The sequence below is a fragment of the Sulfurovum indicum genome (genome assembly GCF_014931715.1).
GTDB lineage: Bacteria > Campylobacterota > Campylobacteria > Campylobacterales > Sulfurovaceae > Sulfurovum > Sulfurovum indicum.
Genome location: NZ_CP063164.1, coordinates 1,569,264 through 1,593,234, shown reverse-complemented (window position 1 = coordinate 1,593,234; position 23,971 = coordinate 1,569,264). Strand labels below are relative to the sequence as shown.

At 41.8% G+C, this 23,971-nt stretch carries 19 protein-coding genes; 11 read left to right on the top strand and 8 right to left on the bottom strand.

All coding sequences use genetic code 11. From position 1 onward, the window contains the following. Window positions 1–8 precede the first annotated feature (8 nt). The 4 genes from IMZ28_RS07880 to IMZ28_RS07865 all read left to right on the top strand — a co-directional run bounded on the left by IMZ28_RS07880 (window position 9) and on the right by IMZ28_RS07865 (window position 6,672). Entirely contained in the window at window positions 9–929 is a 921-nt protein-coding gene (locus IMZ28_RS07880; protein WP_197548038.1) for a cytochrome-c peroxidase, read from the top strand. After that, a complete protein-coding gene (locus IMZ28_RS07875) occupies window positions 926–3,808 on the top strand; it encodes an EAL domain-containing protein (RefSeq protein WP_197548037.1) in 2,883 nt (960 codons plus the stop codon). The genes IMZ28_RS07880 and IMZ28_RS07875 overlap by 4 nt, the downstream gene beginning before the upstream one ends. Before the next feature lie 224 nt (window positions 3,809–4,032). Continuing rightward, window positions 4,033–5,499, top strand: a complete 1,467-nt coding sequence (gene thrC / locus IMZ28_RS07870; protein WP_197548036.1) for a threonine synthase — start codon at window positions 4,033–4,035, stop codon at window positions 5,497–5,499. Between the two features lie 15 nt (window positions 5,500–5,514). After that, the gene (locus IMZ28_RS07865) at window positions 5,515–6,672 is read left to right on the top strand and encodes a 3D domain-containing protein (protein WP_232087445.1); all 1,158 of its coding nucleotides are present in this window, start codon (window positions 5,515–5,517) and stop codon (window positions 6,670–6,672) included. Between the two features lie 74 nt (window positions 6,673–6,746). On the opposite strand, the gene IMZ28_RS07860 is transcribed toward IMZ28_RS07865, so the two are convergent. Further along, entirely contained in the window at window positions 6,747–8,696 is a 1,950-nt protein-coding gene (locus IMZ28_RS07860) for an ABC-F family ATP-binding cassette domain-containing protein (protein ID WP_197548035.1), read from the bottom strand. A 257-nt stretch (window positions 8,697–8,953) separates the two neighbouring features. Here IMZ28_RS07860 and IMZ28_RS07855 point away from each other — a divergent pair, with 257 nt between their 5' ends. The 6 genes from IMZ28_RS07855 (at window position 8,954) to IMZ28_RS07830 (ending at window position 14,037) form a co-directional block, all read left to right on the top strand. After that, window positions 8,954–10,231: a M48 family metallopeptidase gene (locus IMZ28_RS07855; RefSeq protein ID WP_197548034.1), complete on the top strand. Its 1,278-nt coding sequence runs from the start codon at window positions 8,954–8,956 to the stop codon at window positions 10,229–10,231. Between the two features lie 19 nt (window positions 10,232–10,250). Further along, on the top strand, window positions 10,251–11,108 hold the full coding sequence (prmC, locus tag IMZ28_RS07850; RefSeq protein WP_197548033.1) for a peptide chain release factor N(5)-glutamine methyltransferase: 858 nt from the start codon (window positions 10,251–10,253) through the stop codon (window positions 11,106–11,108). 190 nt (window positions 11,109–11,298) lie between these two features. Continuing rightward, on the top strand, window positions 11,299–11,742 hold the full coding sequence (dtd, locus tag IMZ28_RS07845; RefSeq protein ID WP_197548032.1) for a D-aminoacyl-tRNA deacylase: 444 nt from the start codon (window positions 11,299–11,301) through the stop codon (window positions 11,740–11,742). An 8-nt stretch (window positions 11,743–11,750) separates the two neighbouring features. Further along, entirely contained in the window at window positions 11,751–12,230 is a 480-nt protein-coding gene (locus IMZ28_RS07840) for a DUF4149 domain-containing protein (RefSeq protein ID WP_197548031.1), read from the top strand. Between the two features lie 336 nt (window positions 12,231–12,566). Further along, window positions 12,567–13,067 (top strand): DNA-deoxyinosine glycosylase, encoded by a 501-nt coding sequence (locus IMZ28_RS07835; RefSeq protein ID WP_197548030.1) that lies wholly within the window; start codon window positions 12,567–12,569, stop codon window positions 13,065–13,067. Between the two features lie 70 nt (window positions 13,068–13,137). Then, a complete protein-coding gene (locus tag IMZ28_RS07830) occupies window positions 13,138–14,037 on the top strand; it encodes a symmetrical bis(5'-nucleosyl)-tetraphosphatase (protein ID WP_232087444.1) in 900 nt (299 codons plus the stop codon). A gap of 141 nt (window positions 14,038–14,178) precedes the next feature. Here the strand turns inward: IMZ28_RS07830 and IMZ28_RS07825 are convergent, their stop codons facing one another. The 6 genes from IMZ28_RS07825 to IMZ28_RS07800 form a co-directional block, all read right to left on the bottom strand. After that, a complete protein-coding gene (locus IMZ28_RS07825) occupies window positions 14,179–14,778 on the bottom strand; it encodes a hypothetical protein (RefSeq protein ID WP_197548029.1) in 600 nt (199 codons plus the stop codon). A gap of 228 nt (window positions 14,779–15,006) precedes the next feature. Then, window positions 15,007–16,191 carry a glutathionylspermidine synthase family protein gene (locus IMZ28_RS07820; RefSeq protein ID WP_197549824.1) on the bottom strand — a complete coding sequence of 395 codons (1,185 nt, stop codon included), beginning with the start codon at window positions 16,189–16,191 and terminating at the stop codon, window positions 15,007–15,009. 3 nt (window positions 16,192–16,194) lie between these two features. Continuing rightward, window positions 16,195–16,776 carry a UPF0323 family lipoprotein gene (locus IMZ28_RS07815; protein WP_197548028.1) on the bottom strand — a complete coding sequence of 194 codons (582 nt, stop codon included), beginning with the start codon at window positions 16,774–16,776 and terminating at the stop codon, window positions 16,195–16,197. Between the two features lie 132 nt (window positions 16,777–16,908). Continuing rightward, on the bottom strand, window positions 16,909–18,060 hold the full coding sequence (gene ftsZ / locus IMZ28_RS07810) for a cell division protein FtsZ (protein ID WP_197548027.1): 1,152 nt from the start codon (window positions 18,058–18,060) through the stop codon (window positions 16,909–16,911). 32 nt (window positions 18,061–18,092) lie between these two features. Beyond that, window positions 18,093–19,469, bottom strand: coding sequence for a cell division protein FtsA (ftsA, locus tag IMZ28_RS07805; protein ID WP_197548026.1), 1,377 nt, complete (start codon window positions 19,467–19,469; stop codon window positions 18,093–18,095). Beyond that, window positions 19,466–20,941 carry a peptidylprolyl isomerase gene (locus IMZ28_RS07800; protein ID WP_197548025.1) on the bottom strand — a complete coding sequence of 492 codons (1,476 nt, stop codon included), beginning with the start codon at window positions 20,939–20,941 and terminating at the stop codon, window positions 19,466–19,468. The genes ftsA and IMZ28_RS07800 overlap by 4 nt, the downstream gene beginning before the upstream one ends. 86 nt (window positions 20,942–21,027) lie before the next feature. Here IMZ28_RS07800 and IMZ28_RS07795 point away from each other — a divergent pair, with 86 nt between their 5' ends. Continuing rightward, complete coding sequence (locus IMZ28_RS07795) at window positions 21,028–22,356, top strand: adenosylmethionine--8-amino-7-oxononanoate transaminase (RefSeq protein ID WP_197548024.1); 1,329 nt, start codon at window positions 21,028–21,030, stop codon at window positions 22,354–22,356. Window positions 22,357–22,693: 337 nt separating this feature from the next. Here the strand turns inward: IMZ28_RS07795 and IMZ28_RS07790 are convergent, their stop codons facing one another. Continuing rightward, entirely contained in the window at window positions 22,694–23,938 is a 1,245-nt protein-coding gene (locus IMZ28_RS07790) for a tetratricopeptide repeat protein (protein ID WP_197548023.1), read from the bottom strand. Window positions 23,939–23,971 lie beyond the last annotated feature (33 nt).

Genomic DNA, 23,971 nt, shown 5'->3' with positions numbered 1-23,971 from the left:
CTTATAAAATGAGATGGTTTACTTTATATATAGCAGGTATCGTAATAACGTTGCACGCCAGTGTTATCAAACCTATTCCAACTGAGATAAAAGTAGATATCAGGAAAGCAGAATTAGGCAAACGGCTTTTCTTTGACCCAATCCTTTCAAAAGATAATACTGTTTCCTGTGCCACCTGTCATGATCTGCAGAGTGGAGGAGATGACGGATTGCAATTCTCTTTCGGTATTAAAGGTGCAAAAGGCAGTATGAATACTCCTACGGTATATAATGCAGTATTTAATTTCAGACAGTTTTGGGACGGACGTGCAAAGGATCTGAAAGAACAGGTGACAGGTCCTATTGAGAACCCTGTTGAAATGGGTCACAATTTTGAAGAACTGGTTGAAAAACTCAAATATCATCCTATATATAAAAAACTGTTCAAAAGTATTTATGAAGAGGGAGTGAGCAAAGAGAATATCGCTGATAGCATTGCAGAGTATGAGAAAAGGCTTATTACGCCCAACTCACCGTTTGACCGCTATCTTAAAGGGGATGAAAATGCTATTTCAGAACAGGCTAAAGAGGGATATCTTCTTTTTAAATACAAAGGGTGCATTATTTGCCATAACGGGGTAAATATAGGAGGCAACCTTTATAACAGGTTTGGTATTTACAAAGATACGAACAGTACAGAGATGGGACGCTACAATATTACAAAGCGTGAGGAAGACAAGTTTGTTTTCAGAGTACCATCTTTACGTAATGTGGCGCTTACTGCACCCTATATGCACGACGGCCGTTTTAAAACTCTCAGGGAAGCAGTGGTATTTATGACGCAGTATCAGCTGGGAAGGTATATGGAAGAAGAGGAGATCGATGCGATCGTAGTATTTCTTAAAACTTTGACAGGTGAATTACCTTCAGATATAGGCAGGGTGCCATGAGGTCCTCTTTCGATCCCTGGCAACAGCGTACTGACAGATTCACTCTGCTGTTAAGTCTCTTTTTCCTAGTACTTTTGGTACTTCTACTCTATCTTGTCAAGATCGATAAAGATATCAGGAACTATGATAGATACCATGAGAAAGTCGAGATGATGAGAGTGTTGGATTATCAGTTTGAAAACTATTTATCTAAAACCTATCGCTATATTGCCTATGATGAGATCACTCAGCTTGAAAAGAGGTTTGAAGAGGCACTGGCATTTCTGAATAGACCAAATATTATTAAGAAATTTGGACCGGATATCTATCGTCAGATAAAAAAAATTGAAAAAGAGTATACTCTAAAAAAACTTTATTTTGAAGATTTTAAAGCATTGAATGCAAGAGTGACCAACTCGATCCATTTTCTTTATGACTTGCGTAAAACATTGGAAAAAAGATTAATGGATGATCCGGATAAAAAGATGTTGGTTGATAATATTTTTTTCTCTATCAGTCAAATACTGATGGATATTCCCTATGATAAAGCACGTCTTTCCAAAGAACTGGATAAGTTGTCCACCAACAGTGATAAAGAGAAACTTCTTATATATTTCCTTCAACACAGCAGACAATTTCTTCTGAATGTTGATCATGTCAAAGAGGTTCAGCAAAAAATAAACCAAATTCCTCTTTTGGATTCACTGGAACAATTGTTTGAAGGTCTCACCGGACAGTATAATAAAGATCGTAATTGGCAGACAATAATAGCCTTTTCTTTTTTTATCTTTGCCTTTATCATTCTTATACTTCTGGTTCTCAACTACAGACGTATGCGTAAAAATACACGGGAACTTCAAGCTTTTCAGTATGCGATAGAAAAGAGTGACAATGCTATAGTGATGACTAATATCCAAAGAGAGATACAATATGTCAATGAAGCTTTTGAGCTGCGTTCAGGATATACCAAAGAAGAAGTACTTGGCAAAAACCCGAGTATTTTGAAGTCAGGTTTGTTGAGTAGTGCCTTCTATAAAGAGTTGAATGAGACGCTCAATCGAGGTGAAATATGGCAGGGAGAGTTGATTAATCGGCGTAAAAACGGGAGTATACTGTATGAAAAAGCATCGATCATCCCTATATATATCAATGGTGAACTGGTACAGTATCTGGCAGTCAAACTGGATATTACAGAGTATAAAGAACAGCAGCAGCGTCTGAAACAGGCTGCTGCTGTTTATGAGATGATAGGTGACGGGATCCTGGTGACTGATAAGGAGAAACATATACTTTCGGCCAATCCGGCATTTGTCAAAATATTTGGTTACACCGAAGAGGAGCTGATAGGAAAAGAGCCGATGATTATCAGAACACTTAAAGAGGATATCTATTTTTATCGGCAGATGTGGGATCAGCTTTTAAGACAAAACCGTTGGTCCGGTAAGCTGCATAACCAGGCCAAAGACGGTACAATTATTCCTGTCTGGCTGACACTTACGGTAGTTCGAGATGAAAAAGGGGAGATAGAGAACTTTATCGCGATCTATACCAACCTGAAGGATATCATTGCTACACAAGAGAAAGCGGAGTATTTAGCCTACCATGACTCTCTGACCGGTCTGCCAAACCGTGCCTATTTTGATCTACGCATTGTAGATATTCTGAATGTGGCAAGAACCTCTGATCAGCAGGTGGCAATTCTCTTTATAGACCTTGACCGGTTTAAAGTGATCAATGATACTCTCGGACACTCTGTTGGAGACGGAATGCTTGTCGAACTAGCCGGGCGCATGCAGAAGATTTTTGATAAGAATGTACTTTTTGCCCGTATGGGTGGGGATGAGTTCGTAGTAACATGTATACTGGAGGATGGGAAAAAAGAAGTAGAAGAAATGGCCGGTAAACTACTTTCTGTTATTCGTGAACCTGTACATGTCTATGATTACTATCTCAATACGACTGCGAGTATAGGGATTGCACTCTTTCCGGATGACGGAATGGATAAATATGAGATCGTCAAGTATGCTGATTCTGCGATGTATGCAGCCAAAGAGAAAGGAAAAGACAATTACCAGTTCTATACTAAACAGCTCTCTTTGGATGTACAGACACGACTTAACCTTGAACAGGAACTGCTGCATGCTTTGGAACGGAAAGAACTTCATGTTGAGTATCAGCCCCAGTATCTGCTTGAGACAGGTGAGGTTAAGGGAGTAGAAGCACTGCTCCGATGGGATAGTGGGATCCTTGGAAAGGTATCACCTGATGATTTTATCGCTATTGCCGAAGAGACAGGTGTAATCGTCAAGATAGGATATTTCGTTTTTGAAGAGGCATGTAAAGCCTATAAGAAATGGAGAGATGAAGGGTTTCTGCTTGAAAGGGTTGCCATCAATATTTCTGCCGTACAATTCAGGGAAGAGTATTTTTTAGAAAAACTGAAAGACATTCTGGTTCGGACAGGGGTTGAGGCAAGTGCAATTGAGATAGAGATCACCGAGCGTTTTATTATGGAGTACTCTACAACAAATCTGACAATCCTTGAAGATCTCCGTACTTTAGGATGTCAGATTTCCATTGATGATTTTGGAACGGGTTACTCATCTATGAGCTATATGAAACAGCTGCCTCTGGATACGGTAAAGATCGATAAGTCCTTTATCGTGGAGCTTCCTGAGAATACGCATGATGCAGAAGTCTCCAAAGCGATCATTGCTCTTTCAAAAAGCTTGGGTTACAAAGTGGTTGCAGAGGGAATAGAGAACGCGGCACAGGAACAGTTTTTACGGGAAAACAAGTGTGACTTCGCTCAAGGTTTCTACTTTGCAGAACCTATGGATGAAAAGCAGTTTTTAGATTTTTTGAAAGAAAAAGGGATAAAGAACCCTTCCCATTCATGATGCCGGATTTGTAGAGAAGCAGTGAATTGATCTGATGACAGTCCGAGAAGAAGATAAAGATGAAGGAGATGGTATTATTATGTATGGTAAAAGAATAGTAATTGCTACAGGAAACAAACCCTTTTAAAAGGAAGAGACCCTTCGGCCTTATTACGCTGTAAAAACAGTAGCATCAGTTTTTTTAGATATAATTTTAAGAAATATAATAGATAACAGGATGATAAATGCAATTTATTGAGACACGCGGAAATGATGGGATAAAGCCTTCATCAGTCACATTTTCAGAAGCGATACTCAGCCCAAGCGCAAGTTTTGGCGGGCTATATGTTCCAGTGCAGCTGCCTACGATCGATACGGCTTTTTTGGAAAAACATTTAAACAGTCACTATAAAACATTGGCGTTGGACTTTTTGACCACCTTCGGTATAGATATCGAAGAGGATGTTCTGCAGGCAGCTCTGGACAGATATGACGGGTTTGATGATCCGAAAAATCCGGTACCGCTCTCAGAGATCGAAGAGGACTGCTGTGTAGCAGAACTCTATCACGGTCCTACACGTGCATTTAAAGATATGGCCTTGCAGCCTTTTGGCTATATTCTTGCCAAACTGGCACAAAAAAGAGATGAGAACTATCTTATTATGGCAGCGACAAGCGGGGATACCGGTCCGGCAACGCTGGAGACATTTAAAAATCAGGATAATGTCAAAGTGGCCTGTCTTTATCCGGATGGTGGAACGTCAGATGTACAGCGCCTGCAAATGGTAACAGAAGATGCACCGAACCTCAAAGTGATAGGTGTCAAGGGAAATTTTGACGACACACAGCAAACACTTAAGGAGCTGTTGGCATCAGAAGACTTCAAAGCAGAGCTTCAGACACGTAATATTAAGCTTTCAGCGGCGAACTCTGTGAATTTCGGGCGTATTATTTTTCAGGTTATCTACCATATCCACAGCTATCTTGAGATGATGCGTAGTGGAAAGATCAGTATGGGAGAGAAGATATATCTTGTGGTCCCAAGCGGAAATTTTGGAAATGCACTGGGTGGCTACTATGCAAAGAAAGCAGGACTTCCTATAGAAAAGATACTTATCAGCTCCAATGTCAATAATATATTGACAGATTGGATCAATAAAGGTGAATATGATCTTAATGACAGAGAATTGGTTCTGACCGAATCTCCTGCGATGGATATTTTGAAGAGTTCGAATATTGAGCGTATCATGTTTGACAAATTCGGTGCAGCACGTACCAGGGAACTTATGGAGAATCTTGCTTCGGAAGGGAGATTCAAGCTGGCAGCAGAAGAACTGGCAAAGTTGCAAGAGGACTTTGCGGCAAGTTATTCGGATGATACAGAGTGTGAGAAGGAAATTGCCAAATATGCCCAAAAAGGGTATATTATGGATCCGCATACGGCAACCTGTATGAAAGCTTATGAAACATTGCGTGAAAAAGCACTCCCGACTGTGATATACTCAACAGCAGAGTGGACGAAGTTCTCTCCAACAGTAGCCAAATCGCTTGGACATCCTGTAGATGGAGATATTGAAGCGCTTCAGTGGGTAACTGAGAATACAAATGTTTCTGTTCCGCCAATGATCCATGCTCTTTTTCATAAACCGATTGTACATACCGTTGTTGTGGAGAAAGATGCTATTAAAGGGGAGATGTTGAACTTTCTGTAAGTTTGACAAGAGATCATGAAAAGGTTTGCAAAGATCACTTTACTTTCTGTTTTGCTCTTGGGGCTGGCAAAAGCGGAAGTTGTAGACTGTAGAGTGATTGTAGGGGAGATAACAGAATGCAACCCTTATACAAAACGATTGCTAAAAGCCAAAGAGATCAATTATGGAGTAAACCGTAAAAAACTGATCGTAGATCGGGTACTTCCCCTACCTGAGAAACAGCATATCAAAGTGATCTCTATTGCAGAGATGATAGAAAGATATGTAAAAGTAGAGGAGTCTTTGCGTTTTAAGGGAACAGAAGATAAAGCATATTTTAAAACACTGAAACATAAAAAGAAATTGCCAGAAGAGACTACTTCCGTACAAGAAGAGAACCGGACAGTTGCACAAATTTCGGATATGAATAAAACGAAGAAAGTACCAATACCGGTTCCATCCGTTGTTGTAGAAAAGAGTATCTATAAGGTACAAAAAGGTGATACTTTAAGCAATATTGCTTTGATGTTCAATATGAAGATCAAAGATATTATGGAACAGAATGGGCTGCAGAAGAAAGATCAGTTACGTATTGGACAAAAGCTTACGCTTCCTATATCAGAGAAAAAACGCAATGCCATTATAACAGCTTCTTACAGGGTCGAAAAAGGTGATACGCTTCTGGGTATTGCAAAAAAGTTTGATCTGGATCCAAAAGAGTTGGCAAAGTTCAACAATATAAAAACAACAAGTCAAATCAAAACAGATACGGTATTGCGTTTGCCTCTTCCTTATAAAATTGCAGAAATGAAGGCGAAAAAAAAGGCACAGGCTCTTGCCAAGGCAAAGAAAGCTTCAAAAAGTAAACTAATACGGGGATTTGGAAAAAGAAGACTGAGGGTAACGGCAACAGCATATACTTCACACCGGGGCCAGACAGACAGTACACCCTTTCTTGCTGCATGGAATAACCGTTTGCGTCCAGGGATGAAGATCATTGCCGTTTCCCGAGATCTTCTGACAAAATATGGTATGCGTAACGGTACAAAGGTACGTATTGGAGGGCTTCCGGGTATTTACCGTGTACGCGACAAGATGAACAAGCGCTATAAAAAACGTATTGATATCTATATGGGGACTGATAGACGGAAGGCGTTGCGCTGGGGAAGAAGAAGTGTTATTATCTACTGGTAAAATGAAGATGGATATTGTGTAGAGACAGGCACAGTGTCTCTCTTTGGAGTGTGAGATAAGAGTTTCAGCCTCTATTAAGCCTGTAACGACTCATACAGCTCAAGTACCTCCAGATACCGTTCGCTTTTCTCTTCATAAATCTTTTCAACTTCAGCAAGCTCATCACTGAGTCTGCTCAGCCCTTTTTCCTGATAACACTCCGGATCAGCCAGGCAGGTATTCAATGCATCGATCTTCTCTTCCAGTGCTTCAATCTCATCAGGAAGTTTGTCAAGGTCTCTTTGGTCTTTATAGCTGAGTTTGGTAGGTTTTTTCTTTTCTCTGCTCTCTGCAACCTCTTCCTTGCTGTCTGACCGTCCTAGCTCTTCAGCCATATGTTCGATCTCTTTGATCTCTTTTTCGATCTCAAGGTACTCAGAGTAGCTCTGGTAGGACTCTTCAATGACCCCTTTGCCTTTGAAGATATAGAGCTTGGAGGCGATCTTGTCGACAAAGTAGCGGTCATGAGAGACGAAGATGATAGCTCCGGGGAAGTTCAGCAGCTGTTCTTCAAGAATATTGATGGTTTGTATGTCCAGATCGTTGGTAGGCTCATCAAGAATAAGACAGTCGACATTTTTGGTAAAAAGCAGTGCAAGAGCGACTCTGTTCTTTTCTCCTCCGCTGAGTTGTGCGATCTTTTTTGTCAGGAACTCTTCCGGAAAGAGAAAGAGTTTGAGGTAGGCATAGACATGCATATGTCTGCCTCTGACATCAATATGGTCGCCACCATCCGGACAGAAGGTATCGATGAGCGTCTCATCATCTTTGAGCATCTCCCTGTGCTGATCAAAGTAGCCGATACTAAAGTCTCCTTTTTTGATACTGCCACTATCTGCCTTGATCCGTCCAAGCAGAAGTCTGAGCAGGGTCGATTTCCCCGCACCATTTATTCCTACGATGGCGATTTTATCACGCTGAAGAATACGTGTAGTAAAGTCTTTAATGAGTACTTTGTTGGCGATGGAGTAGTAGAGATGGTCGATTTCAAAGAGCATTTTTTTCCTGCCCACACTCTGCTCACGGTTGAAATGTTTCTTTTCACGTTCAAGTTCTAACTGCATTTTACGGATAAGTGTAGGGTTCTTTTTTGCCTCTTCGCGCAGTTTGAAGACCCTTGCCTTCCTCCCCTGATTCCTCTTTTCCCGTGCACGGACACTTTTCCCCAGCCATTCCTCTTCATGTTTGAGCAGTTTAAGCAGGTTCTCATGCTGTTTTGCCAGCGCTTTCATTCGTGCTTCTTTCTCTGCAAGATAGTCTCGGTATCCCCCTTTATAGGAGATAAGTTTCTGGTTCTCTACCTCTATGACCCGTGTCGCTATAGTATCAATGAAGTGTCTGTCATGAGAGATAAAGAGTAGGGTGAACTTCTCTTTGAGAAGTATCTCTTCAAGAAACTCCACCATATAGACATCAAGATGGTTTGTTGGTTCATCCAGCAACAGCACATCTGGTTTTTTCAAAATAAGTGATGCCAGTGCTACACGACGCTGTTCTCCACCTGAGAGTGATATGACTAGACGATCTTCATACTCTTTGAGCTTGAACTCCTGAAGAACACGTTCTATTTTGTCATCCAGACTCCATGCATTATGGTGATCAAGGTAGGAGGTGGTCTTCTCCAGCTCTTCCAAAAGTTGTTTATCTTCAAAGTTTTCAGCTACCTGTTGTGAGAGAGTATCATACTTCTCTTTTGCTTCTTTGAGCTCAGTAAGTTCGTTTTCTATGGCTTCTTTGACATTAAGCGAAGGGTTGAAAAGAGGCTGTTGCGAGAGCATCTCTATCTGTATAGAACGATCTATCACCCTTTTTCCTTCAGTGGGCTCTTCCACCCCAAGAGCGATCTTCATCAGTGTAGACTTCCCGCATCCGTTCTTTCCGACAATGGCAACCCTCTCTCCCTCATTAAGATGAAAATCGACCCCATCAAGGAGAAGTTTGACATCGTACTGTTTTTTTATATCAAAGAGGTCGATGAGTGCCATAGTGCTGCCTTTATCTTTTTTTGTGAAATTATACTCTTTTAAGGCTTGCTAAAGTCCATCGTGATATATTGGGCGGTATATTTTTGTATGTTCATTTCTTCTCCTTTGTGTTGTATGAAGAAAAGAGGAACGAATTAAAGAAAAAGAAAAACCAAAGAGTTAACACGTTGTCAATGACCTGCCGGTTGCTGCATGGTTCCGGAATACTAAATGTGTGGCTTTGCAGTTTTTTAGTTTTTGTTGAGCAAGGAATTTTGATGTTGGAATTGATTATAGGGATTTATTCACTCTATACATTCATGCGGGTGTATATTTCAGTGATGCAGATAGGCTATATCAATCAGGAAAAACGTAAAGATCCTGTATTGATGCCTGCCGGGAAATATATGGTGGCGGCTAATTATGCTGTTGCCAAAGAGAAGCTGGCGATTGTTGAGCATTTTGTTGATTACCTCATGTTTGTATGGTGGGTTTTTGCGGGATTCTCGTGGCTCTCTTCTCTGGTTAGTGTTGATGGTCAGATTATGCAGGCAGTGCTCTTTTTGTACGGGTTCATGGTTGTTAACTATATTGTGGGGTTACCGTTCGAACTCTACCAGAAGTTCAAGATCGATGAAGATTTCCATTTTAATCAAATGACACTCAGGATGTACGTGCTCGATACGCTCAAGTCTGCAGTGATGTTTGTGGTGTTGGGTGGAGTACTTTTCGCACTCCTGGCTTGGATTATTGTTAATTATGAGATGTGGTGGCTTGGCGGATTTGTACTGCTCTTTGGAGTGGCACTGCTTGTAAATGTGCTCTATCCAACTGTAATTGCCCCTATTTTTAATAAGTTTAATCCGCTTGAAGAGGGAGAGCTTAAAGATGCTATTACTGCAATGATGGAAAAGGTAGGATTGAAAAGTGACGGTATTTTTGTGATGGATGCCAGTAAGCGTGACAGCAGGCTCAATGCCTACTTTGGCGGGCTTGGCAAGAGTAAACGAGTGGTTCTATTTGACACGTTGCTTGAGAAACTCAACAAAGAAGAGCTTCTTGCCGTACTTGGGCACGAGCTTGGACACTACTCACATGGAGATATCTGGAAGAACATAGGACTGATGGGATTGCTTCTGTTTGTAGTCTTTTTCCTCTTTGGACATTTACCCGATGAACTCTTTATTCAAATGCATGTGGCACCGCATGCAGGCGTGAAGATCGCTACCTTGATGCTTCTGTTACCGCTGGTAAGTTTTATCTTTACACCGTTTATGAGTTATGTAAGTCGTCACAATGAATATGCTGCAGATGCATTCGGGTCCAAAATGGGTGGTCAGGATAACTTGGTCTCTGCACTTTTAAAATTGGTTACCGAGAACAAATCTTTTCCAAAGTCTCATCCTTTGGTGATCTTTTTTTACTATACCCATCCACCGATCATCGAGCGTCTCAATGCGATGGGATATGATGCGGCCAATACGGTTGCAGGGGAAGAGAAGTCTGAAAAAACGGCAGAAGGGATATTTACGTTCGTTGATCGAAAAAGTCAGTAAAAATGAGGGGTGAGGAGTGATGAGTGAGGAGTTTCAAGATGTGTTGCAGACTGATGCTACGATTGCAGAAGCATTAAAGTGGGCAAAAGAACGCTTGCATAAGAGTTGTGAACGCCCGCAGTTGGAAGCAGAACTGCTTTTGGCATATCATCTTCAAAAAGAGCGTATCTACCTTATGGCACATGATCATGATGTTGTGGGAAATATTGAAAATTATCAGAAACTGGTTCAAAGACGAGCCGGGCATGAACCCTATGAGTATATTGTAGGGAGTGCCAGCTTTTATGACATTCATCTGAAGGTAGAACCTGGTGTACTTATTCCCAGACCTGAAACGGAGATACTGATAGATCTTGTGGCAGAGATCATTGAAAAAGAGAAGGTTACGCAAATTGCAGAGATCGGTGTGGGGTCTGGTGCCATCTCTGTGGTACTGGCACGAAAGTTCCCGCAGCTGAAGATAATCGCCACCGATATTTGTGATACTCCGTTGAAGGTAGCAAAAGAGAATGTAGAGCGGTTTGGACTCTCCAGACAGATCCAACTGTATAAATCCAATCTTATTGATTTGGTGAGTGAACCTGTCGAACTCGTTGTCTCCAATCCGCCCTATATTGCTGAAGATTTTCTCTTAGAGTCCAATGTGGTTGACTATGAACCCAAAGAGGCGCTCTTTGGAGGCAGAGTAGGAGATGAGCTTTTAAAACAGATCATTGTTGATGTAAAAAACAGAGGTATCAAGTGGTTAGTGTGTGAGATGGGGTATGACCAGAAAGAGCCGATATTGGCTTTTGTTAATGAAATTGGGGTAAAATCCATTAAGTTTTACAAAGACCTTGCCGGATTTGACAGAGGGTTCATGCTCTCTTTTTACTAAGTAGAGCTTTTATGTGGTTTAGGGTTGTTTCTCTACTCTCTTTGGTAGAAAGTGGGGAAAGAAGTATCACTTTACAAGTGTGCTGCGATGACTTCGGCATTCTGCTTCAAAAATGTGGATGCCCGAGCATCGGTACACCAAGAGCTCAGTGACAGATAAAATAGTATATGAAAGATAGGAAGAGTATACAATGATCGCATTGATCCAGCGTGTGGAAAAGTCCTGGGTGAAAGTTAACGGAGAGCAGATCGCTGCTATTGGCAGAGGATATAACATTCTACTGGGTGTGATGGAGGGTGATACGTACGAAGATGTTACCAAACTGGTACGAAAGGTGTTGGCACTGCGTATCTTTCCCAATGAGGAGGGAAAGATGGATAGAAACATCGTACAGGTTGTCGGTGAAGTGCTTGTGGTTTCACAGTTCACGTTGGCAGGACGGATCAAAAAAGGTAACCGTCCCGATTTTACCGGTGCAATGGAGCCTAAAGGTGCGAAGACTCTGTATGAATTATTCATAGAGGTACTCTCAAGAGAGCTTACCGTGGCGTCCGGAGAGTTTGGTGCGATGATGGAAGTGGGTATTGTCAATGATGGACCTGTAACTATTATTGCCGACAGTAAAACATTATAAGGAATAGTATGAACAAAATTTTTAGAAAAGTAACCATTGCCTATCTAATCTTGATTGGAGCAACACTGGGGGCAGGACTTTTTGCCGGTATTGTCGTAGCACCTGTAACGTTCCATACGGAAAACTGGCTTGGAAGTGAAATACTCAGCCACTATCAGGAGGGACTTATTATGACACAGAATTTTGTCAAACTCTCCTATCTGGTTGATGTGACAGTGATCGCTGTAGCATTGTATGAAGGATATAAGTACAAAAAGTTCGAAAGAGATAACATTACACAGGTAGCAACCTTTTTTGTAATCGTCACAGGGTTGATGTTCGGACACTACTACCTGCCCGATATACTGACTATGCAGATGGCAGGAGAGGAGATGACGAAAACGGCAGCCTTTGTCAATACCCATAAAGGCAGTGAGATAAACTTTAAGATCTTTTCGACTGCTCTTTTGGTATTGATGATACGCAATATGCAAAAAGCATGTAAATAAGAAGCAATGAGTACTGAGCATTAAGCGTCCGGAAATAAGATAGTGGGCACCTCTAATAACCCCATACGCCCATAATGGGTTTTGCAGATGTGAGATTTTGCAAGAGGCTTTCAAGTCCTAGCCAAAGCTAAGACGATGGAAGCATCTTGTGAAAGATCACGTCTGCAAAGCCCACCCTTTGGGCAATGCCGGCTTTGCCCTATGCGGCGTTACACTTTTTCGACTTAGCTACGGCTAGGTCTGTAAAGTGTGCCTTGCCTAGAACAAAGCCGGCAATGTTATGAGCATATGGGGTTATTAGAGGTGCCCTAATTTTAGATTGAAAGAAAAGTGAAAATGAGAAAAGAGAATAAACAGCTAAATCACCCTTTTGATCCTATTGTATTTAATGACACGCAAATACTTATACTGGGTTCATTTCCCAGTATTCGGTCATTTGAAAACAACTTTTACTATGCCCATCCGCGAAATCAGTTCTGGAAGATCCTTGAAGTGGTGACTGGTTATCCGGTCAACAACCGAGATCAGAAGATCTGGCTGTTGAAAGAGAATCGTCTGGGACTATGGGATATGATCTCTTCATGTCAACGAGAGAATTCACTTGACAGTTCTCTGGAAGATGAGGTGGTAAATGATATTCCTGTACTGCTTGAAAAGTATTCAAGTATAGAAAAGATCGCATTTACAGGTAAAAAAGCCCAGGCACTTTTTGAAAGCCACTTTGCATATCTTAAGATCGAGTGTGTTTACCTCCCGTCACCGTCACCTGCTTATGCAGCGATGTCGTTTGAGGAAAAAGCAGAAGTCTATAGGGAAAAATTAAAAATTAAAAATTAAAAGTTAAAAAAGAAAAGAGGAATATAAAAGTGCAAGGACATTCACATTTAGATAACAGTATTTTGAAAAAATGCATACCAGCGTTCTTCACTCTTCACTCTTCACTCTTTACTCACTCATTGGAGCAGAGCTGATGAGTGTATGGGCAATCGGTGATATTCAAGGGTGTTACGGCTCTTTTCAGAAACTTTTACAAAAGATCCAGTTTGATGCACGTTATGATACACTTTGGTTGGCAGGAGATATTGTCAACAGAGGAGATGACTCACTGAAGACAATTGAGTACCTTTACAGCATTAGAGATTCTGTCCGGCTGGTACTTGGAAATCATGATATTGCATTGATCGCAGCCTACTATGGGATAAAGAAGTCCAACCCTACAATCGATCCTGTGTTGAGTTCTCCCAGAGCCAGGGAACTCATTGACTGGCTACGCTTACAAAAATTTCTTCATGTCGATTTCAGTCTTGGTTACTGTATGGCACATGCGGGGATCTCGCCGGAATTCGATCTTGGTATGGCCATAGAGTATGCCAAACGGATTGAAGAAAAACTTCAGAGTGATGATGCAGCAGTTTGGTTGAAAAAGATGTTTAAAGAAGGGGTAGAACGTTTCGACCGAAATGCAGCTTTGGAAGATATTGATCGTTATATTGTCAGTTCTTTTACACGTATGCGTTACTGCTACAAAGATCACAGACTGGACTTTAAACAAAAGGGAAAACCGACTGATGAACTAAGAACAAAAGGGCTTAAACCATGGTTCGAGTGTGAAAGGCGGAAAGATATCGACTTGAAGATTATCTTTGGACACTGGTCCACTCTCGGGTTTCACAAGGATGAGCATGTTCTGGCTTTGGATACGGGATGTCTGTGGGGAGGAGCATTGACAGCTGCACGTATCGACCTGGCTGTACCAAAGATTGTACAAGTCGAATGTGAGGGATGTATGGAACCTAAAGAGGGCTAAACCTGTTATACAAGCAGCACTCTTCATGAAAGCTGCTAAGTCAGGAATATGTATTAAAGATCACCAATGAGCTGTAAGATATTTGGCAACTGCAATGTACGATCCGGGTTAGGGTAATCAGCCTTATATCTTAACCGATACTTACTGGAGCAGTTCCGATTTTATCTTTTTCATATCCATAGTATCAAGATATTGTTTGAGAATACTTTCATCTTTAAGGTTCTCACCTTTAAGCTGGATCAGTATTTGTCCAGCCATAATAAGGGTGATCTCTGTATTTGGACCCTCTTTCTTTTTAACTCCTTTGAGACGTTTATAACGAAAAGGCTCACTGCCTGGATCACTCTGCATCAGCATGGGGTTGTTTATTGCCATAGCCAACATGGAGACCATCGGTGAGTTTGCAATGATCTGTATAGTGATAAGCTCCTTGCCTCTGCTATATTCTGCCTGGGTCATTGTACCGCCGCCTGTCATGGATATTGCCATCTGGGAACCGTCATCTTTTAGTTGCATTTGCCATCCATCAAGCGGTTTTGGCAATAGTTGCTGGTTTTGGGCTGCAGCAAGTTTCTGTATTTTTGCAGAGATATAGTTAAGGTCATCGAGTGCCGCTTTGTAATCTTTTGCTTCATATGACTGACGTATCTGATTGAGTATATCAGTGATCTCATCAGCATAGAGTGAAGGTGCTGTACACAGACAAAATGCTGTAAGTCCGGTTAATAGCCTTTTTTTCATATCAACTTCCTCTTTTATCGGGAGATAGTATTATTATAGCAACTTGTAGACACTTTTGTACAGTTCGTACTTAAAGTAGACGGTATCTCATTTTAGTTTTATATATGATTGTAGTGTTTCTGTAAAGAGTTTCTATGATAAGGGAAAGTATCTTATTGTTTATTTCTGCAGCAGACCTTTTAGGTGCATCATATTCCGGAATTATATGATGCAGATATAAACTCTATACTAAGAGTCAAGTAGAAGGTGTCCGACGAACTTGGAAGTGTTGTTGAGTATTTTTCCTCCTTTTCTAAATCCGACACCACATGATTCATAAGCAAAGAAAAGACCAGCCTGATAACTGCTCTTTTTACTGTCTGAAGGGAGCTCAACATATGTTTGATAGACCATTTTATGGTTGTCATAATCTCCCTCTGTACCTTCGATGAGAGTGATGTTTTCATCGAGGATGCGTACACTCTCTCCCTCTCTTCCGAAAACAGGTTTTTGGACCTGTTTTGTATTTTGCAGCGGTTCAAAAGAGGTTTCAAGCAGCAAAGGATGGTTGGGATAGAGATCCCATAGGATCTTAAGCAACCCTTTACTTTGAAAGAGAAGGGTATAAGGGGGGTTGAATATGATTGCTTTCTGATTTTTGATAATATTGGTCAGTATCATGGCAAGATCTGGTTCTTCAAGGGCAATGTCTTCCCATGGGATGAGCTTGAACCATAATTCGTACTGCTCCTGATTGTAAAAGATACCCTCATTTTCATCAAATTCAACTTCATCCATATAGGCGAACTCTGTAATATACCCAGCTTCGGTGGCAATATGTTGAAGCAGTCTGACTGTATTCTCTTCTTCACTGTTGCCACGTACGGAGGTAAAGAGGAATTTCCATCCTTCATAACATGCTTCAAAGGTGGCGACATTCTCTTCAAGTGTGACAAGGCGTTTGAAATTGTCAAGAATAGCTTCATAAACACCGTTGAACTGTGCTGTCTCTTCCATACCGTTTTGTTTGAGTAGTGCCCATTGAACAATAGCTGTTTCAAAGAGTGCAGTAGGAGTATCTGCATTGAATTCAAGAAGCTTGATGGGGCTTCCGTCTACTCCTCCGGCAAGATCGAAACGCCCGTAAAGATGCCAGTGTATATCGGTCTCCCATGACTCTTTGATCAGCTCTACCAGATTGAAAGGAATACCGATCTCATGAAAAAGATTATTATCTATGACATACTGTGCTGCGGCAACGAACATATCATACAGTTCGTTACCGGCTTTATAGTAGGCCTCTGCTTCTGCTTTGGAAAGTATGACAAGCTGATCAGAGACATAGGGGGTTGCATCACTGTCTGTATGCCATACAAAACCGAGTGATTCAAGATATTCTGTTGTCAGGGGTGAGGTTTGCTGTAGCTGTATCATCATCTATCCGCCAAAGAAGCCGCCGCTTCTGGAAGCACTGTTTTTATTCTTACCGAAGAAGCCACTCTTTTTTGTACTGCTGGTACGCGCCTTATTGAAGCTGTTTTTGCTTCTTTGGTAGGTTGATGGGGATTTGTATCCGGCTTTACGGTTATTTTGGTAATTTTGGTTCCCAAAGAGTTTGCTCCCGATCCATGAACCGATAATCGCACCTGCAGCAGATGCCAGGATGGCTTCACCCAGACTCATACCGCCTTGCATACTCATCTGTGCATCCGGGTTTGTAAGGTTGGATGTACCATTGTCAATTTTGGCAGCTTCTTCCGCTAAAAGTACATCCATCTCCTCCTGGGTCAGTATCTTTTCTGTATTATCAAGTTTTTTCAATACAATACGGGTTTCATCCGCAGGAAATTCATCTTTTATCTTGTATTTTCCAGGTGCGGTCTCTTCAATGATGACAAAAGCACCTTTTGGCTGTGTCTGCTCCTGTGCAGGCCTCTGTTCACATCCTGTAAGCCCGGTTGACAGCAGGGCAGCAACGCCTGAAGCAGCAATCGCTGAGAATGTTTTAATATATTTCATAATGTATCCTTGTCACAAAAATAGTTGGGGTATCATAGCAAAAAAAAGGTAATGAAAAACAGAGAGAGGGGACTCCCCGTTGTAAGATAAGGAGGGACAAAGGAAAGAAGAGGGGCTAACTCCCGTCTGCTTTTAATCCATTTGTTTTCTGAGGAAGGTAGGGACATCGAGAATATCTTCATGCTCTCCGTAATCACTTCCTACGACCATACGTCTTGTCCCACCCATTGTATTGATTGTGTTGCTTGTATTCAGGAGGGTTTTCTGTTTGCTGACAGGCGCTGGTTCTGCAATAGCATTTTTATCTTCAAACCCGGTTGCAATGATTGTAATCTTTACTTCATCGATATCCATGCTTGGATCTGTTGTCGTACCGAAGATAACAGATGCATCTTCATCTGCACTCTCTTCAACGATGCTCATAGCTTCCCCGATTTCCATAATAGGGTAATCAGGATGAATATCAAAGTGGACAAGCACTCCCATCGCTCCATCAATAGAGATATTGTCCAGCAGAGGAGATTCGATGGCTGCTTTGGCCGCATCATAGGCAGCATTGGTACCGGCACTGTATCCTGTTCCCATCAATGCAAGACCTCGGTGGCTCATAACTGTTTTCACATCAGCAAAGTCAAGGTTGATATCGTTCTCACCATGGGAGAGGATCACTTTTGAGATGCCACCCACTGCCTGTGCAAGAATATCGTCAACCATTCTGAAGCTCTCTTTGATACCGAGGTTTTTTTCAACGATAGAGAGGAGCTTTTCATTTGGTACGACAATAATGGAGTCGCTTTCACGTTTGAGTTCTTCAAGACCCTCTTTTGCAAGTTTGGTTCTTTTCCGCCCTTCGAACTTGAACGGACTTGTGACAATAGAGACAGTCAGTGCACCCACCTCTTTTGCTGCCTGGGCAATGATCGGAGCCGCACCGGTACCTGTACCTCCGCCAAGTCCGGCAGAGATAAAGACAATATCAGACCCCTCAAGCATTGATTTGATATCCTCAAAACTTTCCAGTGCCGCCTCACGACCTTTTTCCGGGATCATACCTGCACCCAGACCGCGTGTTGCATTCAGTCCAAGTTGCATCTTATATGGCGCAAGCGAGCTTTCCAGGGCTTGTGCATCCGTATTCGCAACGATAAGATCAATACTGTTGATCCCTTCCTGGATCATGTGGTTGATCATATTACCGCCGCCGCCGCCTACACCTATCGCCTTGATCTTGGCACCATTTGTATGACATTTTGTTTCAACGATGTCTATTTCAAACTCTTCCATTTCTTCCCCCTTTATGTGATGTGTGTTTTATGCTAAAAAAGCTGTTTTGCCCAATTTGCAAATTTTTTGATCGGGTTACTGTTTTCTTTTCCAATGTCCGGCAAATCATCAAATGTAATGGTTGATGGTTCACTCTCTTCTTTTTGTATTTCCGATTTTTCCTTTTCCGGTTGTGCCGGTGTGTGTTCGGGACTGCTGAGGTCGATATCTCTCAGATTCTCATGATGGACCGCTTTGGAGTGGAGCATCTCCTGGTTGAAATTGATCTCATACGGGGTATGTTTCCCGGCTTTGTAGAGTACCAGACCGATGACAGTTGCAAAGGCAGGATCTTTAAGTTCATCAAAAAGACCTTCGACCTCTTTGGGTTTGGCGATCCGCACCGGCATTGCAGGGAAGATAGATTGAGCCAACTCTCTGATCCCTTTTAGCTTGGTCATCCCTCCTGTAAGGATAATCCCTGCACCTATCTGTTCTTTGAGTGCTGATTTCTCCAATGATTTTGCCAAAATCATTAAAGCCTCTTCCACACGTGAGAAGATGACCGAATGTACGATCTCAAGTGAAACTCCGTTACGGTTTTCCTCATCTCCTATGATAGGCAGCTCTATGATCTCATTACTTGTTTCTATAAGGTTCCCGTGACGGATCTTAACATTCTCTGCCACCTGCAAAGGAGTATGCAGGGCCATGGAGAGGTCATTTGTGATGTGGTTTGAACCGACACCAAGGAAGTCATTATAGCGGATAGAGTTCCCTGCATGAATAACCAGGTTACTGGTTTGACCCCCAAGGTCGATAACTGCCACCCCGAGCTCTTTTTCATCTTCATCCATTACGGAAATCGCAGAAGCATATCCGCTCAAGACGATCCCGTCTATTTCCACACCGGCAGACCGTACTGCTTTTTTAAGATTGGAAAGGTTGGATTTTTGCGTCATGATGATATTGACATCTACTTCCATACGGCTTGCATTCATACCAAACGGATCTTCAATGAAGTCCTGGTCATCTACTCTGAAATTGTAAGGAAGTACATGAATCACTTCATATTCATTGGGCACATTCGCATTATAGAGCGCAGTCTGCATAACACGGTTGATCTCCTTAATGGAGATATCTTTGTGCGGGATGTTCACGATCCCTGTAGAGTTAAGGCTTTTTGCATAGGCATTTGAGATGGAGACGGTAGCCGAAGTAATATTGCTGCCGGCAATGCGTTTTGCATCATTGATCGCTTTTTTGATAGATTTGGAAGCAAGTTCAATATTGGTGATGGCGCCTTTTTTGATCCCTTGTGATTTAGAAACACCGTGACCGACCACCTGGACTTTCTCTTCTTCAATTTCAGCTATGATTGCACATATTTTGGTTGAACCGATATCGATAGCTAAAACTGTATCACTCAATTTGTGAGTCCTCCCATGTAAACTTCTGTAGGATATTTGGTATCCAACATTTTGATCAGGTTGGATTCAAACACCCTTTGTTTTATTGTATTTACAGTCTCTTTGACAACCCGGGTCTGATTCTTGTCCAAAGGAAGGTGTGTCTGCTCCATAATATTGTAAACTACAACTTTATTCGATACACTAATAATACCTTTTTCTTTTGAAGATGTAAAGAGTTTTTGTAAAAATTGTAAACTTTCTTGTGAATTTAAGCCCTCGAGATTGTCAAAATTATTTAAACTCATAAAGTCGGAAACAGTTGCATTGGCTTCCTGTATGTTTTGCAGCGTTGACTCGGCAAGCGCCAAAAGTGCTTTATTCTTTGCCTCTGTTTCATAGCGTTTTCTGACCATCTCTTTTGCCTCATTGAAACTCATTACCCGAGGTTGTGTAACGGCTTCGATCTTTACAGTTGCATATCGGTCATTGACGACTTTAGGCTTCATAATATCTCCTTCTGCTTTCTGCTGGATCTCATCCCAAACCTCTTTTGAAAGCGTGTTGTCACCCAATGGAAGTGTTATTGTCTCACTGCTCTCAAGTTGCCCTTTTTTAAAGGCAATGTAGGCTTTCTGTGCTGTTTTTTTTGTTTTTTTAAGTTTCAGGTCTTGTATAACTTTCTCTTTTGCTGCATCCAGGGAGAGCTGCTTTCCTGTTGCATCAGTATAGTTAAAGCTGTTTGTCTCATAGAAGTTTTTAAGTTCATCATCAGTTATCTTGGTATCAATACTTGTTGTCCACACGATAGCCAAAGTGTAGGTTTTTGGTGTTTTGAACTGTTCTTTGTTCGACTCCCAGAATGCTTTGAGTTTTGCTTCATCAATTGTAAGGTTGACATCACTGTTTGTCAGTACACGATATTTGATCCTGTCTGCAACATTCATTGCTGCTCCGACAGCTTCTTCTTCCAGAGGCAGGCTTCCGACATTCAGCAGGTCAAGGAGTTTGGTGATGGTGAGCTCGTCTCTAAGTGTATCTTCAAAGGTTTTGGCTTTGAGTCTTTGTGATGTTAGATACATCTTGTAAATACTTTTGTCGAACATTCCGTTTTTTTGGAATCCTTTGATCGATTCGAGTGTGTGTGCGACCTCTTCATCAGAAACTACAATACCAAGGTCTTTTGCATAGTTAAGGAGTTTGGCCTGTGTAGCGATGGTGGCAAATGCCTGCTTGACCAGGCCCATCTCTTTGGCTTTTTTCTCATCGAGTTGTCCCTGAAGCATTTCATTGTACTGGTTGTAAAGATTGCTGTATGCCATATTGAGTTTGGATTGTTTAATCTCTATGTCACCGATCTTGGCGACATTCCCTGCTTTGGAACCGAAATCGTAACTTCCCCATCCTACGAAACCCGCACCGATAAATGCGATAGTGGCGACCCAAATGGTCCATACGAGGTATTTATTGTGTTTCTGCATCCAACTAATCATTTTTTTATCTGCCTTCTATGGTAAAATTTGTATAATATTTTAGTCAAGTTGAGGTTAATACCAATTGAATAAGGGGATAATGTTTTATGGATAACAAGAACAGTGTAATGATGCAACGTGACCTGGAAGTTATATGGCATCCGTGTACTCAGATGAAAGATCATGAAACACTCCCTCTTATTCCGATAAAATCAGGAAAGGGTGTGTATCTTTTTGATTTTGAGGGTAACAGCTATATCGATGCAGTGAGCTCATGGTGGGTCAATCTCTTCGGCCATGCCAACCCAAAGATCAATGCCAAGGTTAAAGCACAGATCGATACTCTGGAACATGTACTCCTTGCAGGGTTTACCCATGAACCTGCGATCGAGCTGGCACATCACCTTGTCAGCCTTACACCGGAGGGTTTGAAAAAGGTCTTTTATGTTGACAACGGTTCAAGTGCTGTCGAGGCTGCCTTGAAGATGAGTTATCACTTCCACCGTAACAGAGGAAAAGAGAAACCGCTTTTCCTCTCTTTGACGAACTCTTATCACGGAGAGACCATCGGAGCTCTCTCTGTAGGGGATGTGGCACTTTACAAGGAGACCTATGAACCGCTGCTTATAGCCAACAGGCAGGTTGCTGTTCCCAAAGATCAAACGGTTGAATCGGCAGAGGAAGCTTTGCTTCATCTGGAAAGTGTATTGGAGGAGGAAGCAGATAAGATCGCTGCATTGATTCTTGAACCGCTTATACAGGGGGCAGGGGGGATGCATATGTATCACCCCGAGTATCTTGTCGGTGCCCGAAGATTGACAAAAAAGTTTGATGTCCATTTGATTGCTGATGAGATTATGACAGGGTTTGGACGGACAGGTAAAATGTTCGCTTGTGAGCATGCGGATATTTCACCCGATTTCATGACCCTGTCCAAAGGTCTTACCGGCGGATATCTTCCTCTTTCTGTTGTCATGACGACCAATGAAGTTTACAGTGCATTCTACTGTGACTACAATGACTACAAAGCATTTCTGCATTCACACAGTTATACCGGTAACCCTCTGGCATGTAGTGCTGCACTGGCTACACTGGAAATATTTGAGGAGGAGAAGGTACTGTGTGAAAATGTAAAGAAGAGTGCCTATATTGCACAAAAACTTGAAATATTCAAAACACTGGAGAATGTCAGGACCATCAGGCAGCAAGGAATGGTTGCAGCGGTGGAGTTGGATGGGTACGATGCCAAAGAGCGTATAGGGTTGCGCATCTATCAATATGGACTGAAAGAGGGAGTACTGCTGCGTCCGCTGGGCAATGTGATCTATTTTATGCCGCCGTATATCATTACCTTTGCCCAGATCGACAAGATGATGGAGGTAGCCTATAGCGGGATAGAGCAGTTACTGTCTGGCTCTTTGTCCGGTAACAATTAACAGATGGGCACCTCTAATAACCCCATACGCCCATAATGGGTTTTGCAGATGTGAGATTTTGCAAGAGGCTTTCAAGTCCTAGCCAAAGCTAAGACGATGGAAGCAACTTGTGAAAGATCGCGTCTGCAAAGCCCACCCTTTGGGCAATGCCGGCTTTGCCCTATGCGGCGTTACACTTTTTCGACTTAGCTACGGCTAGGTCTGTAAAGTGTGCCTTGCCTAGAACAAAGCCGGCAATGTTATGAGCATATGGGGTTATTAGAGGTGCCCAGATACAGGTCTGAGCAAAATTGAGATCTGCAGGAAAAGGTTGTCAAAACGGCTTTAGAGAGACAAACTAACGTCTCAGGAATGAAAAAAGCCCTTTATTTTGTTTATGTACTCTTTCGTAGTGTGCACAGGCACGTTTGATACCAAGTTCCATGGCTTCTTTGTAGAGCTCCTCCGCACGTTTTTTGTCTTTATTGATACCGATACCATGTTCGTAGAGCTGCCCAAGATCACAAATTGCTTCGGCATAGTCATCATCCATGGCAAGACGGTTGATCAGGGTAAAAGCCTCAGCAAGATTTTTTTCAAGAAGATCACCTTTAAAGAGAGAGCGTGCGAGCATGAATTGTGCAAATTTTGACTGGGTGGCAGCAGATATAAGAAGAAGTTGGGCTGCTTCAGCCTTTCTCTCCTCCTCTGCAAGTTTCCGGATCTCTTCCATGACAGCTTCCACATCTTTTTCAGTATATCCTTCATTACTGATCTTCATCAGCCATGCATTTACAGAGGGAGAGCTTTCTTCTGCTGTTTCAAGGGGAGGGTATTGTGTTTGCATGTTCTTTAGTTTCTGGTCGATGTAGGGAATCGCTTCATATACTGATGGTTCACTGATTCTTTTTTTTATAAAGGTATGAAGCGGTACGTTCTGTCTGTTATGGGACTCTTCAGGGTTTTTTTTGTATGCTTCATTTGACTCGGAAGTATCTGTGTTGAAATCTTCTGTTTTGCCTCCAACTATCTCTTCACCTGTTTTTTTTTCAGGTTCTTCTGAATGGAAAAAATCGTCTTTTTCGACAACCTCTGTATAGTTATACGGCTTTTCTGTATTTTTATCGATATCGAAAAAGTCATCTTTGGGAAGGCTGGTTTGAGATATATCAATATTCTCAGTAAGAATATCATCACTTTTGAGATCGAGGAGAGAATCAAAATTGATCTCTCTGCACCTCTTTTCTGCTACGGGTAAAGTATCGATATTTTTAAGATCTGTGATCTCTTGAATCTCTTCTTCATCATCGGTTTTAACCTTGAAAAGGTCAAATTCTTCAATGATTGCTTCTTCATCTTCTAAAACAGGTTTTTCATTTTGCGAAGTTCTCTGAAGTATCTCCTCGGTAGGTGTTTCGATATATTCGGTGATGAGTGCCTGGGTTTGTGCATAGTTCTCTGCCTGAAGACCTTTGATGATCTCCTGTACCCTTTCATCTGTTTTAAGAGGAGAGAGTTTCAATATCTGCAGCTGGATCGTCTCACTATCTCCAATAGAGATAGCGAGTTTGATGATACTTAAACGTTTTTGGGTTTGATTCATGCACTGATCCTAAGGAAGTGAAGTATAGTAAAA

Coding starts and splice junctions, on each gene's coding strand:
- IMZ28_RS07880 (WP_197548038.1), top strand. CDS start 9: ATGAGATGGTTTACTTTATATATAGCAGGTATCGTAATAACGTTGCAC.
- IMZ28_RS07875 (WP_197548037.1), top strand. CDS start 926: ATGAGGTCCTCTTTCGATCCCTGGCAACAGCGTACTGACAGATTCACT.
- thrC (WP_197548036.1), top strand. CDS start 4,033: ATGCAATTTATTGAGACACGCGGAAATGATGGGATAAAGCCTTCATCA.
- IMZ28_RS07865 (WP_232087445.1), top strand. CDS start 5,515: ATGAAAAGGTTTGCAAAGATCACTTTACTTTCTGTTTTGCTCTTGGGG.
- IMZ28_RS07860 (WP_197548035.1), bottom strand. CDS start 8,696: ATGGCACTCATCGACCTCTTTGATATAAAAAAACAGTACGATGTCAAA.
- IMZ28_RS07855 (WP_197548034.1), top strand. CDS start 8,954: ATGTTGGAATTGATTATAGGGATTTATTCACTCTATACATTCATGCGG.
- prmC (WP_197548033.1), top strand. CDS start 10,251: ATGAGTGAGGAGTTTCAAGATGTGTTGCAGACTGATGCTACGATTGCA.
- dtd (WP_197548032.1), top strand. CDS start 11,299: ATGATCGCATTGATCCAGCGTGTGGAAAAGTCCTGGGTGAAAGTTAAC.
- IMZ28_RS07840 (WP_197548031.1), top strand. CDS start 11,751: ATGAACAAAATTTTTAGAAAAGTAACCATTGCCTATCTAATCTTGATT.
- IMZ28_RS07835 (WP_197548030.1), top strand. CDS start 12,567: ATGAGAAAAGAGAATAAACAGCTAAATCACCCTTTTGATCCTATTGTA.
- IMZ28_RS07830 (WP_232087444.1), top strand. CDS start 13,138: ATGCATACCAGCGTTCTTCACTCTTCACTCTTCACTCTTTACTCACTC.
- IMZ28_RS07825 (WP_197548029.1), bottom strand. CDS start 14,778: ATGAAAAAAAGGCTATTAACCGGACTTACAGCATTTTGTCTGTGTACA.
- IMZ28_RS07820 (WP_197549824.1), bottom strand. CDS start 16,191: ATGATACAGCTACAGCAAACCTCACCCCTGACAACAGAATATCTTGAA.
- IMZ28_RS07815 (WP_197548028.1), bottom strand. CDS start 16,776: ATGAAATATATTAAAACATTCTCAGCGATTGCTGCTTCAGGCGTTGCT.
- ftsZ (WP_197548027.1), bottom strand. CDS start 18,060: ATGGAAGAGTTTGAAATAGACATCGTTGAAACAAAATGTCATACAAAT.
- IMZ28_RS07800 (WP_197548025.1), bottom strand. CDS start 20,941: ATGATTAGTTGGATGCAGAAACACAATAAATACCTCGTATGGACCATT.
- IMZ28_RS07795 (WP_197548024.1), top strand. CDS start 21,028: ATGGATAACAAGAACAGTGTAATGATGCAACGTGACCTGGAAGTTATA.
- IMZ28_RS07790 (WP_197548023.1), bottom strand. CDS start 23,938: ATGAATCAAACCCAAAAACGTTTAAGTATCATCAAACTCGCTATCTCT.